The 16,641-nt window shown below is 43.1% G+C and carries 16 protein-coding genes and 1 pseudogene; 14 read left to right on the top strand and 3 right to left on the bottom strand.

The genetic code is table 11. From position 1 onward, the window contains the following. Nucleotides 1-4: 4 nt before the first annotated feature. The 6 genes and pseudogenes from KQH81_RS10690 (at nt 5) to KQH81_RS10665 (ending at nt 7,419) form a co-directional block, all read left to right on the top strand. Entirely contained in the window at nt 5-457 is a 453-nt protein-coding gene (locus KQH81_RS10690) for a PrgI family protein (protein ID WP_055156382.1), read from the top strand. Further along, nucleotides 441-2,774: a VirB4-like conjugal transfer ATPase, CD1110 family gene (locus tag KQH81_RS10685; protein WP_230028244.1), complete on the top strand. Its 2,334-nt coding sequence runs from the start codon at nt 441-443 to the stop codon at nt 2,772-2,774. The genes KQH81_RS10690 and KQH81_RS10685 overlap by 17 nt, the downstream gene beginning before the upstream one ends. A 15-nt stretch (nt 2,775-2,789) precedes the next feature. Then, nucleotides 2,790-3,176, top strand: a complete 387-nt coding sequence (locus KQH81_RS10680; protein WP_230028242.1) for a DUF6075 family protein — start codon at nt 2,790-2,792, stop codon at nt 3,174-3,176. Between the two features lie 32 nt (nt 3,177-3,208). After that, the gene (srtB, locus tag KQH81_RS10675; protein WP_230028240.1) at nt 3,209-3,982 is read left to right on the top strand and encodes a class B sortase; all 774 of its coding nucleotides are present in this window, start codon (nt 3,209-3,211) and stop codon (nt 3,980-3,982) included. 35 nt (nt 3,983-4,017) lie between these two features. Further along, a pseudogene (locus KQH81_RS10670) lies at nt 4,018-5,794 on the top strand (lysozyme family protein). A gap of 149 nt (nt 5,795-5,943) precedes the next feature. Continuing rightward, nucleotides 5,944-7,419: an IS1182 family transposase gene (locus KQH81_RS10665; RefSeq protein WP_230028238.1), complete on the top strand. Its 1,476-nt coding sequence runs from the start codon at nt 5,944-5,946 to the stop codon at nt 7,417-7,419. Between the two features lie 10 nt (nt 7,420-7,429). Here KQH81_RS10665 and KQH81_RS10660 read toward each other — a convergent pair whose 3' ends face one another. The 3 genes from KQH81_RS10660 to KQH81_RS10650 all read right to left on the bottom strand — a co-directional run bounded on the left by KQH81_RS10660 (nt 7,430) and on the right by KQH81_RS10650 (nt 10,064). Beyond that, complete coding sequence (locus KQH81_RS10660; RefSeq protein WP_230028236.1) at nt 7,430-7,789, bottom strand: helix-turn-helix transcriptional regulator; 360 nt, start codon at nt 7,787-7,789, stop codon at nt 7,430-7,432. Between the two features lie 171 nt (nt 7,790-7,960). After that, nucleotides 7,961-9,358 carry a sensor histidine kinase gene (locus tag KQH81_RS10655; RefSeq protein ID WP_230028234.1) on the bottom strand — a complete coding sequence of 466 codons (1,398 nt, stop codon included), beginning with the start codon at nt 9,356-9,358 and terminating at the stop codon, nt 7,961-7,963. A 1-nt stretch (nt 9,359) separates the two neighbouring features. Next, entirely contained in the window at nt 9,360-10,064 is a 705-nt protein-coding gene (locus KQH81_RS10650) for a response regulator transcription factor (RefSeq protein ID WP_230028232.1), read from the bottom strand. Nucleotides 10,065-10,209: 145 nt separating this feature from the next. Here KQH81_RS10650 and KQH81_RS10645 point away from each other — a divergent pair, with 145 nt between their 5' ends. The 8 genes from KQH81_RS10645 to KQH81_RS10610 all read left to right on the top strand — a co-directional run bounded on the left by KQH81_RS10645 (nt 10,210) and on the right by KQH81_RS10610 (nt 16,536). Beyond that, a complete protein-coding gene (locus KQH81_RS10645; protein ID WP_230028230.1) occupies nt 10,210-10,977 on the top strand; it encodes an ABC transporter ATP-binding protein in 768 nt (255 codons plus the stop codon). Next, the gene (locus KQH81_RS10640) at nt 10,974-11,699 is read left to right on the top strand and encodes an ABC transporter permease (RefSeq protein ID WP_002844376.1); all 726 of its coding nucleotides are present in this window, start codon (nt 10,974-10,976) and stop codon (nt 11,697-11,699) included. Before KQH81_RS10645 ends, KQH81_RS10640 begins: the two co-directional genes overlap by 4 nt. A gap of 11 nt (nt 11,700-11,710) precedes the next feature. Continuing rightward, the gene (locus KQH81_RS10635; protein ID WP_230028228.1) at nt 11,711-12,475 is read left to right on the top strand and encodes an ABC transporter permease; all 765 of its coding nucleotides are present in this window, start codon (nt 11,711-11,713) and stop codon (nt 12,473-12,475) included. Nucleotides 12,476-12,482: 7 nt separating this feature from the next. Further along, nucleotides 12,483-12,779 (top strand): hypothetical protein, encoded by a 297-nt coding sequence (locus KQH81_RS10630; protein ID WP_230028226.1) that lies wholly within the window; start codon nt 12,483-12,485, stop codon nt 12,777-12,779. A 15-nt stretch (nt 12,780-12,794) separates the two neighbouring features. Continuing rightward, nucleotides 12,795-13,277, top strand: a complete 483-nt coding sequence (locus tag KQH81_RS10625) for a hypothetical protein (protein WP_230028225.1) — start codon at nt 12,795-12,797, stop codon at nt 13,275-13,277. Nucleotides 13,278-13,432: 155 nt separating this feature from the next. Then, nucleotides 13,433-13,819: a GntR family transcriptional regulator gene (locus KQH81_RS10620; RefSeq protein ID WP_230028223.1), complete on the top strand. Its 387-nt coding sequence runs from the start codon at nt 13,433-13,435 to the stop codon at nt 13,817-13,819. 832 nt (nt 13,820-14,651) lie between these two features. Then, nucleotides 14,652-15,935: a group II intron reverse transcriptase/maturase gene (ltrA, locus tag KQH81_RS10615; protein ID WP_230028222.1), complete on the top strand. Its 1,284-nt coding sequence runs from the start codon at nt 14,652-14,654 to the stop codon at nt 15,933-15,935. A gap of 172 nt (nt 15,936-16,107) precedes the next feature. After that, the gene (locus KQH81_RS10610; RefSeq protein ID WP_230028221.1) at nt 16,108-16,536 is read left to right on the top strand and encodes an ECF-type sigma factor; all 429 of its coding nucleotides are present in this window, start codon (nt 16,108-16,110) and stop codon (nt 16,534-16,536) included. The last annotated feature ends 105 nt before the right edge of the window (nt 16,537-16,641 follow it).

Genomic DNA, 16,641 nt, shown 5'->3' with positions numbered 1-16,641 from the left:
ATGATTGGAAGTCAAGATAAATAAGGAAATCCGTAATTATACGGAGAGTATGTTTTTTGGACTGTCCCTCAGACAGTTCATTTTTTCTGTCCTTGCCTGCGGCGTGGCGGTGGGTTTGTATTTCCTTCTCCGTCCACGGTTTGGTACGGAAACCCTCAGTTGGGTTTGTATCTTAGGTGCGTTCCCCTTTGCGGCTATGGGATTTATCAAATACAACGGTATGACCGCAGAGCAGTTTGTCTGGGCGTGGATTAAATCAGAATTTCTGATGCCGAAAAAGCTGATGTTCCTGCCAGATAATCTCTATTATGAAACGATGAAGCCGACCATTGAAGCCCACGAAAAAGGGGTGCCGACAGTACGGAAAAAGCAGAAAGGCAGGACACCGAAACCAAAGAAAACGAAAAAGAAAAATGCGAAACGCAGCAAGGAGGTAAACAATGCTGAGAACTCTTAAAAATCTGTTCAAGCAGGACAGGGAAAAGTTTGTTGTGCCGAAGTCGGTACAGAATGTTATTCCGATTAAGACAATCTGGGAGGACGGCATATTCCTTGTCGGCAGGAACAAGTACGCAAAGACCTTTAAATTTGAGGATATAAACTATGCCGTGGCAAGCCGTGAGGATAAGGAAGCGATGTTTCTTGAATACTCGGAGCTTCTTAATTCCCTCGACAGCGGTGCGACCACGAAAATCACTATCAACAACCGTCGCTTGAACAAAGCTGATTTTGAACAGACCATCTTAATTCCGATGGCTGATGACGGTCTGGATAAGTACCGTAAGGAATACAACAAAATGCTTCTGGATAAGGCGACAGGGGCTAATTCCATTGTGCAGGATAAGTATGTAACCGTATCCGTCTGCAAGAAGAATATCGAGGAAGCCCGAAACTACTTCGCCCGTGTGGGTGCTGACCTTATCGCCCACTTTAACCGTCTGGGGTCGAAGTGTATGGAACTGGACGCAGGCGACAAGCTGCGTATCTTCCACGACTTCTACCGTACAGGAGAAGAAACAGCGTTCCACTTCGATATTACCCAGACGATGCGGAAAGGTCACGATTTCAAGGATTTTATCTGCCCTGATACCTTTGAATTTGAGAGCGACTGCTTCAGAATAGGTGACAGATATGGGCGTGTGATTTTCCTAAGAGAGTATGCAGCATATATCAAGGATAATATGGTGGCGGAGCTTTGTGAGCTGAACAGGAATATGATGCTGTCCGTTGACATTATCCCTGTTCCCACGGATGAAGCCGTGCGGGAGGTGGAAAACCGTCTGCTTGGTGTGGAAACCAATATCACGAATTGGCAGAGGAAGCAGAACCAGAACAACAATTTTTCAGCCGTTATCCCCTATGATTTGGAACAGCAGCGAAAGGAAAGCAAGGAATTTCTGGACGATTTGACGACCCGTGACCAGAGAATGATGTTTGCTGTGCTGACGATGGTGCATACGGCAGATACCAAAGAGCAGCTCGACAATGATACAGAAGCTCTCTTGACTACCGCAAGAAAGCATTTGTGCCAGTTTGCGGTGCTGAAATATCAGCAGATGGACGGATTAAATACAGCCCTGCCATTTGGTGTACGGAAGATAGATGCCCTGCGTACCCTCACAACAGAGAGCCTTGCAGTGTTTATCCCGTTCCGAGTGCAGGAAATCTACCACGAAAATGGTGTGTATTACGGTCAGAATGTCATCAGCAAAAATATGATTATCGCCAACCGCAGGCAGCTCCTTAACGGCAATTCCTTTATTCTCGGTGTGTCGGGTGCAGGAAAATCCTTTACCGCAAAGGAAGAAATGACGAATATCATTCTGACCGACCCTAATGCCGATATAATCATCATTGACCCAGAGCGTGAATATTCCCCGCTTGTGAAAGCAATGCAGGGAGAGGTTATTCATATCTCTGCGACAAGTGAAAATCACATCAATGCTATGGATATAAATTCCGATTACGGTGATGGTGCAAACCCTGTCATTCTGAAATCGGAGTTTATTTTATCCCTTTGCGAACAGCTCATAGGCGGCACGAACTTGGGAGCAAAGCAGAAATCCATTATTGACCGATGTACGGCAAGCGTGTACCGCTACTATCAGCAGGGCAACTATATGGGAACGCCGCCCACCTTGCAGGACTTCCGTGAGGAACTTCTTAAACAGAACGAACCAGAAGCACAGGAAATCGCCCTTGCTATCGAATTATTTACAGATGGCTCTCTCAACACCTTTGCCAAGCACACGAATGTGGATACCCACAGCCGCCTTATCTGCTATGACATTCTGGATTTGGGTAAGCAGTTACAGCCTATCGGTATGCTTGTGGTGCTTGACAGTATCTTAAACCGTATCACTCAGAACAGAGCCAAAGGCAGAAATACCTTTATTTTCATTGACGAAATTTATCTGCTCTTTCAGCACGAATACTCTGCAAACTTTCTCTTTACCCTCTGGAAGCGTGTGCGTAAATACGGTGCGTACTGTACGGGTATTACGCAGAATGTGGACGACCTTTTGCAGAGCCATACGGCAAGGACGATGCTTGCTAACAGCGAATTTATCATTATGCTTAACCAAGCGTCTACGGACAGACTTGAGCTTGCCAAGCTCCTTAATATCTCCGACCTTCAGATGAGTTATATCACGAATGTCGGTGCAGGACAGGGATTACTCAAAGTAGGCAGCTCCCTTGTACCGTTTGTAAACAAGTTCCCACGAAATACCGAGCTTTACAAGTTGATGACGACTAAGTTCGGTGAGGTCTAAGAAAGGAGGTCTTTTATGGCTGATATTAAATTCCGTGATACGGCTCACCGTGATTTCTTTCTGGAAAATATGATGAAATGCAGAGTGAACGACTGTTATCACAGGGCGTTTTTCTATGTGATGGGTATCGCTTCGGAAACGAGGGCGAACATCAACCAGATGTTCAATTTCAAGGAGGACTGCATCGAGCCAGAGGGTATGCACGGCGGCTGGCAGACAAGTGGAACAGTCAAGGTCTGCCATCTTGCTTTTAACCTTTGGAACGGGTATGCAGAGGAAGGGCGGGAACGGTATTTCACGCCAGAGGAGTTGTTCTGCTGTGAGTTTGCTCCCTACTTTATGGAGGGTATCAAGGTCAGATACCCTGAATATTGCAGGGAGCTTCCTGCTCCCAGAAAATAGACGGAAATTTCAAGATAAGAAAGGAAAAGCCTATGAAGAATTATAAATCTATTATCTGTGTTGTAGCCGCCGTGTGCCTGTTAGGTACGGCGGCTTTTTGCGGCTTCCGCATTTATCATTACTATGCAGAGGTGGACGAGCAGACGGAAGCCTTTGAGGAGATTGCCGAGATGGTAGAGCAGGCTCCCACGGATGAAACCGTGCCAGACGATGCCCCTGTCAGCGAGGGAGAAGATGTGCTTGCCAAGTATCAGAAATTGTATTTACAGAATGAGGATATGGTGGGTTGGATTTCCATTGCCGGCACGACAATCAATTATCCTGTGATGCAGAGCAGGAACAATCCGAATTTTTATCTGAAGCACAATTTTGAAAAAGAGTACAGCGACTTAGGTACGCCTTATGTGCAGGAGAATTGTGATATTGCCGAAAGTGACAATCTGGTTATCTACGGTCATCACATCAAGGGTGGCAAGATGTTTGGAGCGTTGGAGGATTACAAGTCCAAGAGCTTCTATGAGGAACACAAGACTATTCAGTTTGATACCCTCACAGAGCAGGCAGAGTATGAAATCGTCGCCGTATTTAAGACTGTGGCGTACAGTTCTGAGGGCTTCCGATACTACGACTTTGTTGATGCGGAGAATGAGGAAGAATTTAATTCCTATGTCGGGAAGTGCAAGGAGCTTGCTTTGTATGATACAGGTGTGACCGCTGAATACGGCGACAGGCTCATTACCCTTTCCACCTGCGAATACTCCGCACAGAACGGCAGACTCGTTGTAGTGGCAAAAAAGGTTGGCTGATTTGAACGCAAATCCTCTGGGAAAGGAGGTTTTCTATGGCTGATATTAAAACCAGAGATGCGGTTAAAGGCACGATAAAGACCATAGATAAAGCCACCATAGCCAGTGAGCGTATGAAATCTGCCTATGTGGGGATAAAGGAAAAAGCGGAACAGGGATATTACGCTGATGAAAGCTCTGCCACAGAATATGCTACGGACAGGATTTCTTTTGCGGCAGACCGTGTAAAGGACGAAGGTATCCACCAGTTCAATAAGCAGGGGCAAAAGGCAGTCAAGACAACGCAGGATAATATCGGTAAGGCAAAAGATAAAATAACCGATTTCAAGCAAAGTCGGGCTGTCAAAGCAGCAGAACAGAAAGCAGCACAGAATATGTCAGAACAACACGGCTTGCAGATCCGTCATGGGGCTGCAAGCCGTTCCGCTGCCCCCGATGTTTCCCAGACAGCAAAATCGCAGTTGATAAAGACCCGACAGCAGGGGCAAAAAATGATTAAGACCACAGCCCGAAATACAGAAAAAGCGGTGAAAGCAACTGCTAAGGGAACGGTCAAGACAACCGAAAAGGGAATTAAAACCGCACAGGCAACTTCTAAGGCGGCAATCAAAACGACGGAAACCTCAGTAAAAACAGCACAGGTAGCGGCAAAGGCTTCTGCGAAAAACTGCCCAAAAGGCGGCACAGGCGGCAAAAGTCACCGCAAAGGCAACCGCCGAAGCAACGAAAGCGACGGTCAGAGCCACCATAGCTGCGGTCAAGGCGATTATTGCAGGAACAAAAGCTCTGATTTCCGCTTTAATTGCAGGTGGTTGGATTGCAGTTGTGATTATTCTCATTGTTGTCCTGCTCGGCTGTGCCGTTTCCCTGTTTGGCGGCGGAAGCGGAAGTAACGCCTATACCCCTGTCAGTGCGGAGGTGGAAGCCTATGAGCCTTTGATACAGAAATATGCCAAACAATACGGCATTCCCGAATATGTGGAGCTTATCAAGGCGGTTATGATGCAGGAGTCTGGCGGGCGTGGACTTGACCCGATGCAGGCGGCGGAAGGCAGCTTTAACACAAGGTATCCACACGAGCCGAATGGGATTAAAGACCCAGAATATTCGATTGAGTGCGGGGTACAGGAATTAAAGGCAGCCCTTATCTCTGCTGAGGTAGAAAACCCGATTGATATGGAGCATATCAAACTTGCCTTACAAGGTTACAATTTCGGTAATGGCTATATCTCGTGGGCTAAGACCAACTATGGCGGCTATTCCTATGCCAATGCGGTAGAGTTCTCCACCATGCAGGCGGCACGGTTAGGTTGGGACAGCTATGGAGACACGCAGTATCCCGCCCATGTGCTGCGGTATTATCCATACGGAAGAGCGTTCACAAGCGGCGGTAACCAGGCGATTGTGGAGGTCGCTTTGACACAGCTCGGCAATGAGGGCGGTCAGCCTTATTGGAGTTGGTATGGCTTTGATGGGCGTGTAGAATGGTGTGCCTGCTTCGTATCGTGGTGTGCCGACCAGTGTGGTTATATCGAAAGCGGGATTATCCCGAAATTCGCAGGCTGCGTGGACGGCTCAAATTGGTTTAAGGGTAACGGACAATGGAAAGACCGAAGCTATGAGCCATCAGCAGGCGATATTATCTTTTTTGATTGGGAAGGCGACGGAGAAACCGCCCATGTAGGCATTGTGGAGAAATGCGAAAACGGTGTCGTTTACACCGTGGAGGGTAACTCTGGCGACGCTTGCAGGCAAAAGCAATATACGGTTGGAAGCAGCTCCATCTATGGTTACGGTGTTCCTGCCTATTAAGAATGGGCAAAAGAAAAACCAGAGGTTTATTCCTCTGGCTCCAGACTGTAGACAATCGCCCTCTTTTTGGAGGCGGTTGTCTATTTTCAGTTTAACCTGGCCTTTCCAGATGGTATAATAGAATCATCAGGAAAGGCAGGTTTTTCTTTATGATGGGGAAAAAAGATAACGCAGAAAGAACACAGATGGAAATCGCAAGTCTGGAGGATCTTGTACCTGGAAACCATCTGGTACGGAAGCTGGATGAAGCAATTGACATGAGTTTTATATATGAGGAAGTGAAAGAGTTATACAGTGATTTTGGACGTGAAAGTATCGATCCGGTTGTATTGATTAAAATTGCCATGATCCAGTACATTTTCGGAATCCCTTCCATGCGCAAAACAATCCGTGAAATTGAAGTAAATTTTGCTTACAGGTGGTATCTGGGCTATGGAATGCATGAGGAAATCCCTCATTTCTCCACCTTTGGCAAAAACTATTCCAGACGTTTCAAAGACACGGATTTGTTTGAGAAAATCTTCTCAAAGATACTGTCCGAGGTTGCAGCAAATGATTTTCTTGATACAGAAAGCCTGTTTATTGACGGCACTCACATCAAAGCCAGTGCCAATTCGCATAAATATCGTAATGAGGTTATCCGAAAAGAAGCACGCAGTTATGAGAAAGAACTGCAGGAAGAAATCAAAAGGGATCGTCAGGAACACGGAAAGAAGCCACTGAAAGAAAAAGAAAAGGAACCGGAAATGATCACACAGAAGGTCAGCACCACGGACCCTGACAGCGGCTGGTTCCATAAAGGTGAGCATAAGCAGGTCTTTGCCTATGCTGCCAACACCTGTTGTGACAAGAATAATTATGTTTTGGATTTTGAAGTGACTGCGGGGAATGTCCATGACAGTGTGTCGTTCTGGCATTTATACCGACGATTAAGGCAGAATTGGAAATATGGGATATACTACATAATGGATGCTGGATATAAGATACCGTCAATCGCCCGCCAGCTGATAAAAGATGGAAAGACTCCGGTCATGCCGTACAAAAGACCTATGACTCAAGCTGGTTTTTTCAAAAAATATGATTTTGTATACGATGAATTCTTTGACTGCTATCTATGCCCGAATCACAAAGAGCTTCATTACACCACAACGAACCGTGAAGGATATCGGGAGTATAAAAGTGACTGGCTAATTTGCCAAAGCTGTCCTCACCGGGATCGTTGCACAAACAGTAAAGATTCCGTAAAAGTAATTACGCGTCATGTATGGGAAAACTACATGGAGCAGGTCGAAGAAATCCGTCATACAATCGGAATGAAAGAACGATACAAACAACGCAAGGAAACCATAGAGAGAGTCTTTGCAGATGCAAAGGAAAAACACGGAATGAGATACACTCAGTACAGAGGTCTGGCTAAGATCAAAATGGAGCTTAACCTCTTATTTGGCTGCATGAATCTAAAGAAACTGGCAATTTGGAAATGGCGGATAAAATGGGGAGCGAAATACCGCTCTTCATCATTGCAATTTTTCTTTTCCAGCATAAAATTTAAATTTGAAAACTGGAAATGGGTAAAAAAACGGTTCGCGGACATGACATCGCGAACCGTTTTGTCTACAGTCTGAAACCAGAGGTTTATTCCTCTGGCTCTTTTGCCTTACATAGTCCGCTGACAGTTGCTTCAACTATGGACAGCTCTTTATCGTTTAGTTTGTCGAGTTCTGCGTCTAAGCGTCTGCGGACGGAACTTCTTTTGACCTCATTATCTGGGAATATGTATTCATCAACCGATACACCGAACATTGTCACAAGTTGAATTAACAATTCCAAACTTGGTTTTTGCCCCTCATTTTCGATTGCTTGTAGGTGTCTTGGGTCATAATCCACAATACGAGAAAGCTCATCTCTGGTCATACCTTTTGCTGTCCTTGCTTTCTTGATTGCCTGTCCTATCGGTGTAAAATCGAAGTCAAAATCATTGTTTCTTTCGTCCATAAACTCACCACCTTGTATCAATATAATATTTCTATTATATTTTACAGAAATGAGAGTTCTTATTGAACGGTCTGAAATCTCTTACAATAAGAGATATAATTTCTATATACAAGAGATAAAAGCTCATATATAAATACCGATGCACCTATAAACAGTGCATCGGCTCTGCTTTTATTCTTGTATTGGCAATGTGACTTTTACTGAAAAACCGCCATAGGAGCTATGCTCGATAATGGTTGTTCCGTCGTGTGCTGATATAATCTGCTTTACGATAAGAAGTCCTAAACCGTGGCGTTGCTCAGCTGTATTTTCGTCACAGACCATATAATGCGGAGCATTATTGAGCTTTTCTATTTGCTCGTCAGTAGCTCCAACGCCGTCATCAGAAACACCTACGGTGCATATGCCGCTGTCAGCCGTAACGCTGACATAGATTTTACAGCCCTGTTCATTATGATTTATGCTGTTTTGAATGAGATTGCTAATCGCTCGCTTTAGTAAGTCCTTATCAGCTTTTACAGGGCATATGGTTAAGGCTTCGTCTGTTTCCCATTCAATCGGATATTTGTCCTCAATATCCATGTTGATAAAATCAACAACTACCTGCCGAACAATAGCAATTAGATTTTGCTTTGCAGGATTTATCGGCTGCATATTGTACTCTAATTTGGACGCAAGATTAAGGTCATTGATTAAGTTCTGTATACGCTTACTTTGTCTTACAATGACTTCTGCCTTTTGTCGTTCTTCAGAAGTCAAAGTTGCATCGTCCTTTAGTTGACCTGCATACCCCATAACCATAGATAACGGAGTTCTGATGTCATGAGAAACTCCTGCAATCCAATTCGCTCTTGCAGTTTCCTTTTTCTTTAACTGTTGCCGCTGTTCCTGCAATATATTAGAAGTCCGATTGATATTGGCAGAAATATCAGAAAGCAGACCTTTTTCTGGAATATGAACAGGCTCACCGATAGACAAATCTTGTATGCCTTTTGTAATTGGTTTTACAGGTTTTAAGAATTTCATATTTGCTACCACATAAATCAGCAGGATAACCGCAATATTAACAGCAAAAACAATGAAAACGATTTGTGGTAAGTGGGCAAAAAAGTTATAGTTCCAACTCGCACTTGTATGTTTCCAAAAGCTGTCTTTAGGATAGCCAAGAACGACAATGCCATTTTCTGTTTCGCCCGTGTAAGTAGGATACCCATCGAGATACCCGACAGATAAATCAGCTATATCAGACAATGAGTAATTAGCAGGTATTGTATCGGGAACATTTTCTGTTTTCCACACGATTTGCAAGGTATCGTTATCAACAACAAAGGCCCATATATTTTGTTCTTTTAGCTGCGTGGAAACATCTTCCTGCAATGTATATCCGCTTTCGGATATTTGAAACGCCTTGCCTGTCTGTGTTGCCACATTATATGGCGAGTCAGCAACAGATGGCGATTGCCAAACCATAAGGGATGCAAATATAGCAAAATTAGCAAATACCAACAGCACGAAGCTCAACAAAAGAATACCCGTAAAACGCCATATAAGTTTAGGTAAATTGTTCATGTTATCTGCCCTCCACAATCAGCTTGTATCCCAATCCTTTTACTGTTATCAGTGAAACAGGTTGTGAAGGATTTTCCTCTATTTTTTCTCGGATACGGCGTATGTGTGCCATTAAAGAGTTTTCATATCCAAATGGATTTTCGCCCCAAGCTGCTTCACACAGAGCATCTATTGTTACAATCCGACCTGCATTGCGGTATAAAACAGCCAAAATGTCGTGCTCTTTTGCCGTTAGAGCGATATGCTCTCCGCCTTTGATTATCTCTGCACGGTCAAAATCAATTACGCTGTTTTGCAATTTTACAAGAGGATTTTCGTCCTTATAGCTTCTTCGTAGAATAGCCATTATACGGAATGTTAGCTCCTTTGGTAAAAATGGTTTGACGACATAGTCATCAGCACCAAGACCAAACCCCTTGAATTTATCCTCGTCCTCTCCACGGGCTGTCAAAAATAATATTGGGTATTCGCCTTTCTGCTTTAACTGTTCCATTAAAGAAAAGCCGTTACCGTCCGGTAGCATTACATCAAGGATAGCAAATTCTGGTTGAAAATTGTCTGCTAAGACAAGTGCTTCTTTGACGGTTTTTGCGGTGGCAATATTGTTAAATCCTTCCTCATTCAGAATAGACACAACCATATCCAAAAGCTCCTGCTCGTCATCTACAAGCAACAGGCGTTTATCTTTCAAATATTCAAAATTCATACAGACACCTTCTTCCTAATTAAATATTATAGCATAGAATTTTGAAATTTCCTAATGTGCGAATGAATGTAAGGTAAATGTAAGGTGGATAGAAGGTTGCCACAAGGTTGGTGTTGTACCATAAGGACAGAAAGGAGATGTTGCTATGAACAACTATATTATCAAAACAGAGCAGTTGACAAAAAAATACAAATCTTTTGTTGCTGTCAATGATGTTTCACTGCATATTCGAAAAGGGAGTATTTACGGCTTTTTAGGTCCGAACGGTGCAGGAAAGTCTACTACAATGAAAATGCTCTTAGGGCTTACCGCCCCGACAACAGGCAGCTTTGAAATTGACGGTAAACAGTTTCCGAATGACCGTCTTTCCATCTTGAAAGAAACAGGTTCTTTCATTGAGTCGCCATCCTTTTATGCAAACTTAACAGGCAGAGAAAACCTGGATATTATAAGGTGTATTTTGGGATTGCCTAAAAGTGCTGTTGAGGACGCATTAGAATTGGTAGGTCTTTCTGAGTTTGGCGACCGCCTTGCTAAAAAATACTCGTTGGGTATGAAGCAGAGATTAGGACTTGCAGGTGCATTGCTTGGCAGACCCCCTATTTTGATTTTGGATGAGCCGACAAACGGACTTGATCCGTCTGGCATACATGAAATCCGAAATCTGATTAAGTCGTTACCCGCCCTTTATGATTGTACCATTCTTATTTCCTCTCATATGCTGTCTGAAATTGAACTGATGGCAGATGATATAGGAATACTTAATCATGGGCGTCTGCTTTTTGAGGGCAGTCTGGATAGTTTACGGCAGAACGCAATGCAGTCTGGATTTGCCGCTGATAATCTGGAAGATATGTTTCTGAGTATGATAGATAAAGATAATGCAAGCAGAAAGCAGAGGGCAATATTATGAGAGCGTTATCTATTGAGCTTCGGAAAGAAAAAAGAACAGGCGTTATTCCGTTAATGCTTGCGGTTGGAATTTTGGGTGCGGCATACGCACTTGTAAACTTTATTGTACGGAAAGATACGCTGCTTAATTTGCCGTTAGCTCCTATGGATGTTCTTCTTACGCAGGTTTATGGCATGATTATGGTGCTAAATATGTTTGGCGTTATCGTTGCTTCCTGTATCATATATAACATGGAATTTAAGGGAAGTGCCGTGAAAAAGATGTATATGCTGCCAATGAGTGTTCCTGCTATGTATTTTTGCAAGTTTTTAATTTTGACGGTCATGCTTTCATTTGCCATAGGCTTGCAGCACTTAGCTCTTGCCAAAATTGGAATGACAGATTTGCCAGAGGGAACATTTGAACTTGGAACATTGTTGTCTTTTGCAGGATATTCTTTTACGACATCAATGCCTGTATTAGCTTTTATGCTTTTCATATCCTCTCGATTTGAAAATATGTGGATACCTCTTGGCATTGGAGTGGCAGGCTTTTTAAGCGGAATGGCGTTAGCGACATCAAATATAAAATGGTTATGCGTCCATCCGTTTGTAGTTATGCTGAAGCCTGCCGTTGCGACGAGTGCAAAGCCAGATATGACTATTGTAATAATAGCATTGATTGAGACAGCCGTCTTGCTTTTTGCAGGATTATGGACAGCAAAAAATCTGCGTTATGAATAGGAGGTGCCGATATGAGTTTTTTAGAATTACTTAAAATTGAATTTATGAAAGTTAAGAGAAGTAAAATTGTTCCTCTGATTTTCATTGCTCCGATATTGGTAGTAGTTTCTGGTGTCGCAAATCTGCAAAGCTATTTTACACCCGAATACACCAATGCCTGGGCGGCAATGTTTATTCAAAGTGCATTAGTATATGCCTATTATTTACTCCCATTTAGTATGATTGTTGTTTGCGTAATGCTTGCTGGACGTGAAACGGGAAACAACGGAATATTAAAAATGTTGGCGTTGCCTGTTAGCCGATATGCACTTTCTGCCGCAAAATTTTGTGTGTTGCTATTCTATTTGTTCATGGAAATGGTTGTGTTTCTTGGTGTATTTGTTGTTGCAGGATTGATTGCAACGAAAAGTGCAGGAATTACGGAAGCATTACCTATCATGTATTTGCTGAAATGGAGCGTTGGCCTGTTTCTTACTATGCTTCCGAGTATAGCAATCATGTGGGCAATTACAGTATTGTTTAGCAAGACGCTACTTTCTGTCGGATTGAATCTATTGTTGGTTATTCCCAGTGTCTTAGTAGCGAATACACCACTTTGGATTGCTTATCCCTATTGTTATAGCGGCTATTTGGTTTCGTGTTCTTTACATGATTTCAGCGTAGGAAGTGAGAGTACAGCTTTTCAGCTATTTCCGTTTTTACCATGTGCGATATTGATTTTTACTTCGGTACTTATAGTGGCGGTAACACGCTTTGGAAAAAAAGAAATGAGGTAATACGATTATGGAAAATAAAAAATTAAAAAAACTGAGTATAGCAGCAATTGTCATTAGTATATTGCCGTTGACAACTTTTATCCCATCCCTGCTGAACATTACATTGTCTGATGGAGTGCGTTCGGTCTGGGCAGGTGCAAATATAGTATCTGTATTGGTTGGGTTTGCACTATCCGTTGTCTGTGTTAAAAATCACGATAGCAGAAGTGTTGTAAACATTATTGGGATGGTTATTAGTAGCCTATGGATATTGCTTATATGCGGTATTCTTGCACTTGCAGTATTCCTTAACTTTATTCAATAGAGAGGTATTCTTATTATGAGAAAAATATTTATCTCTTTAATACTGGTGTTGTGTTTGACTTTTTGTGTTGCAGGGTGTAGCTCCAATCATAATAATGGAAATTTGACAGATAAGCTGATTGATGGTTGGGATAGTTGGATGCAATCATACAGTAAACACGCATTGACAAAAGCAAAAGACCTGCAAGGTGAAAAGACCGAGGGTGATGACGCATATACAGGTACTTATACTGCTACCTATGATGGCTTTAACGGAAAAGAATTTATTTTCGGCGGGACTGCTTTGGAACGAGAAAACGGTAATCAACTGAAAGTGACCTATACATTAAGTATAGATGAAGGTACGGCTGAGTTGTATTGGATTGCAGGTAATGATGAATATACGATTGCGAATGACAATTCAGAGGACACAAAGGAGTACACTATCTCGTCTGGAGATAACTATATCGTCCTTAAAGGGGAAGATTTTAGAGGTACTCTGACGTTGACCGTAGAATGACAGGCTTGTATTTCAGAAAATGCCTATCTTATACCATAACTGGTATCAGCGTGATCCTAATCGGAATACTGCTAATACCAGTTGGCATATTGCTTATGCTTATTTTTATTTTATGGACTTCTACGGATGAAATTTTACGATTGTTGGAGGAAAAAATGAATTATGAAAAATGGGCGTTTCACGACATAACCCCTATTTCCAGACAACTTATCCAGAAGCTGATATATGATATTTTGAGTAATGAGCTTTCCTATGGGGATAGTATTCCGTCTGTTCGTGAAATGGCTGAAATACTACATATCAATCCAAATACCGTTTTGAAATCTTATAAGGCGGTAAAACAAGAACACCTCATTATTTGCTCTAAGGGCGGAAAGTATTCTGTTACGCAAGATTATGATTGCATACAGCAGGTAAAGCAAAATGCCATTAAAGAACTTTGTTGCTCATATTTGAGCAAGATGTTTGCATTGGGATTTAGCAAATCCGAAGCTATTGAACAGTTACAAAATTACTGCGATAAGCTAAGTTGTCATCAATAAAGAACTATTAATAGAAAGGCATCAGCCCACCAAATAAAAAAACGGTGCTTTGGTGGGCGGCTTTGTCACGCCCAAATAAAATTCCAACTGCCCTCTAAACCCGTTTTCGAGTTTGGAGGGATTTTTATGTGTTGGTCAAGCACGACCACCACGCTGCTTATCAGAAGCAGCAGTTATTTACATAGTGTCACGCAGAAGTGAGGATAACTTATTAAAAAAAGCCTTGCTTGCTCGTGGCACTTTTCTACTTTCCAAGTAGAAGTCATATATCCATATCATAGAGATAATTATGCGTATTGCCGTAGAGGTCTTAGCACCTTTGCGGCTTTTTGTGTATGACGGGCATGCCGTCAGTCTGTGGTGAAAGTCCACAAGGGGCGTAGTTGCCGACGAACCCCATAGCGACTCCCAAGGTCTACATCGTGAGGTGCAAGCGAGAAGAAGGGATAGCGAAATCGTAGCCTGACGAACAGAAATCTGATATAAGGCACACATGGCGGATAAGCTGGCGCGAGACAGTGAAGTCCGAAAGGCAACCGTAACCCATGTGTGTAAATCAGGCAGGTAGACGAGGAAAGATTGGCAGGCTTATCCCGTGAGGTCTCACAGGCGGGGAAATACCGTAGTAACAACGAACTGTGAGAAGTCAGCAGAAGCCATAGTAGGTAAAGCCCTGAAATGGGAGTTGCTGAAGGGCTGAACAATGTAACCGTGTAATCAAATGTATGCCCCATGGAATACCTGACAGCAGGAAGGGCAAAACGTAAATGAGCAGGTACTGCACAACTTAGGGCGAATCCATGGGAACGGAAAGGAGAAAGCACACAAGGCAATGTCAGAACTGTTGGAAAAGATACTGTCCAAAGACAACATGAACACTGCATACAAGAGAGTCTGTGCCAATAAAGGCGCAGGAGGAGTAGACGGTGTATCAGTCGAAGAACTTGGCGATCATATCAAAGAGAATTGGGAAAGTATCAGGAATCAGATCAGGAACAGGGAGTACAAGCCCCAGCCAGTCAGGAGGGTGGAGATACCTAAGTCAAACGGCGGAATGAGAAAACTCGGAATCCCTACGGTAATGGACAGGGTAATACAACAAGGCATCGTACAGGTGATAAGTCCAATGTGTGAGCCTTTGTTTTCAGAGTGGAGTTATGGTTTCAGACCGAGCAAGAGCTGTGAAATGGCAATCAGGCAACTGCTCGTATATCTAAACGAGGGATATGAATGGATTGTGGACATCGACTTGGAGAAATTTTTCGATAATGTACCGCAGGACAAGTTGATGAGTCTGGTTCATGACATTATCAACGATGGCGATACAGAATCCTTAATCCGTAAGTATCTGAAAGCAGGAGTCATGACAACGCAAGGATATGAGGAAACAAAACGCGGAACCCCGCAGGGAGGAAATCTGTCGCCATTGCTGTCAAACATCATGTTAAATGAATTGGATAAAGAACTGGAAGCAAGAGGACTGCGGTTCACAAGATACGCAGATGATTGTGTGATAGCGGTCAAAAGCGAATCGAGTGCAAAAAGAGTCATGGGGACGGTACCGGACTGGATACAGAGGAAACTGGGGTTAAAGGTCAACATGACCAAGACCCACATCACAAGACCGATGAAGCTAAAGTATCTAGGTTTTGGGTTCTACAAAGACAGCAAGATGAAGGAATGGAAGTGCAGACCCCATCAGGAATCTGTGAAGAAGTTCAAAGACAGATTGAAAGGATTGACCTGTAGGAAAATGCCGGGAACAGTCACGAGTAAGATTGAGAAAATCAATCAGGTGACAAGAGGGTGGATTAACTACTATGCCCTTGGCTCTATGAAAACAGCAATGACAGAGATAGACGCACATTTAAGAACAAGATTCAGAGTCATCATCTGGAAACAGTGGAAAGTGCGGAAGAAACGCCAATGGGGATTGCAGAAGCTGGGAATCGGAAAAGACCTAGCAAGGCTGACGGCGTATTGTGGAGACCGCTATTACTGGATCGCGACAAAGACATGCGTTGCCAGGGCAATCTCAAAAGACGTATTAACCAGAGCAGGGCTTATAAGCTGTCTTGACTATTACAATGAGCGTCATGCTTTGAAGTTATGTTGAACCGCCGTATGCCGAACGGCATGTACGGTGGTGTGAGAGGGGAGAGAAAATCTCCCCTACTCAATTTGTCGTTTTTTATCGTAACGCAGGAGAAGCCTGCTTCTGGAGTTGGATGTCGTAGCCCACCTCAATCTGAATTTTCTCAAAGGAATTCAGATTGGAGGTACACATTATGGCTTACAACAAAGCCAGAGAAGAAAAGAAATGGCGGCTCTGGAAAGAAGCGGAGGAAAAGCAGTTACGGAGCTTGGGGGTTAATGAGGACGATATAGAAAAGCTCCGTGTTCACGATTGGGCGATTTTTAATTCAGACAGACGGTATTATCAACGAGTGCAGGAAACAGGTACATATCTTGACGAGCTTGCTGAAGATACTACACAGCCCGAAGTCAAAACGATTGAGGATTTTCTGGACAGCATCGAAAATCAGCACCTCTATCAAGTTTTGATTAAGGTGGACAGGCTTACATTGCAGATTGCTTTTATGAAGATACAAGGATATTCAACCCGTGAAATTGCGGTGTATCTGGATATTACTGAAAAAGCTGTTTACAGAAGAATGGATAGGCTCAAAGAAAAATTAAAAAAGTTTTTTGAGTAGAGGGGAAAATTGAATATTACCACGGGCTACAGGGTGAGAGGACAAAAAACTCTTGCCCTGTTTTCCTTTGTGTGGCGAAAACGGGATTGCTCCTTGACAACCGAA

The sequence above is a fragment of the Clostridium cadaveris genome (genome assembly GCF_020911725.1).
Classification (GTDB): Bacteria; Bacillota; Clostridia; order Clostridiales; family Clostridiaceae; genus Clostridium_X; species Clostridium_X cadaveris.
This window is presented reverse-complemented; position numbering and strand designations above follow the sequence as displayed.

Bases quoted from the DNA above. Each gene is read 5' to 3' on its own strand.
- KQH81_RS10640 (WP_002844376.1), top strand. From the start codon at position 10,974: ATGAGAGCGTTATCTATTGAGCTTCGGAAAGAAAAAAGAACAGGCGTT.
- KQH81_RS10635 (WP_230028228.1), top strand. From the start codon at position 11,711: ATGAGTTTTTTAGAATTACTTAAAATTGAATTTATGAAAGTTAAGAGA.
- KQH81_RS10685 (WP_230028244.1), top strand. From the start codon at position 441: ATGCTGAGAACTCTTAAAAATCTGTTCAAGCAGGACAGGGAAAAGTTT.
- KQH81_RS10680 (WP_230028242.1), top strand. From the start codon at position 2,790: ATGGCTGATATTAAATTCCGTGATACGGCTCACCGTGATTTCTTTCTG.
- KQH81_RS10650 (WP_230028232.1), bottom strand. From the start codon at position 10,064: ATGAATTTTGAATATTTGAAAGATAAACGCCTGTTGCTTGTAGATGAC.
- KQH81_RS10630 (WP_230028226.1), top strand. From the start codon at position 12,483: ATGGAAAATAAAAAATTAAAAAAACTGAGTATAGCAGCAATTGTCATT.
- srtB (WP_230028240.1), top strand. From the start codon at position 3,209: ATGAAGAATTATAAATCTATTATCTGTGTTGTAGCCGCCGTGTGCCTG.
- KQH81_RS10655 (WP_230028234.1), bottom strand. From the start codon at position 9,358: ATGAACAATTTACCTAAACTTATATGGCGTTTTACGGGTATTCTTTTG.
- ltrA (WP_230028222.1), top strand. From the start codon at position 14,652: ATGTCAGAACTGTTGGAAAAGATACTGTCCAAAGACAACATGAACACT.
- KQH81_RS10620 (WP_230028223.1), top strand. From the start codon at position 13,433: ATGAATTATGAAAAATGGGCGTTTCACGACATAACCCCTATTTCCAGA.
- KQH81_RS10610 (WP_230028221.1), top strand. From the start codon at position 16,108: ATGGCTTACAACAAAGCCAGAGAAGAAAAGAAATGGCGGCTCTGGAAA.
- KQH81_RS10625 (WP_230028225.1), top strand. From the start codon at position 12,795: ATGAGAAAAATATTTATCTCTTTAATACTGGTGTTGTGTTTGACTTTT.
- KQH81_RS10660 (WP_230028236.1), bottom strand. From the start codon at position 7,789: ATGGACGAAAGAAACAATGATTTTGACTTCGATTTTACACCGATAGGA.
- KQH81_RS10645 (WP_230028230.1), top strand. From the start codon at position 10,210: ATGAACAACTATATTATCAAAACAGAGCAGTTGACAAAAAAATACAAA.
- KQH81_RS10665 (WP_230028238.1), top strand. From the start codon at position 5,944: ATGATGGGGAAAAAAGATAACGCAGAAAGAACACAGATGGAAATCGCA.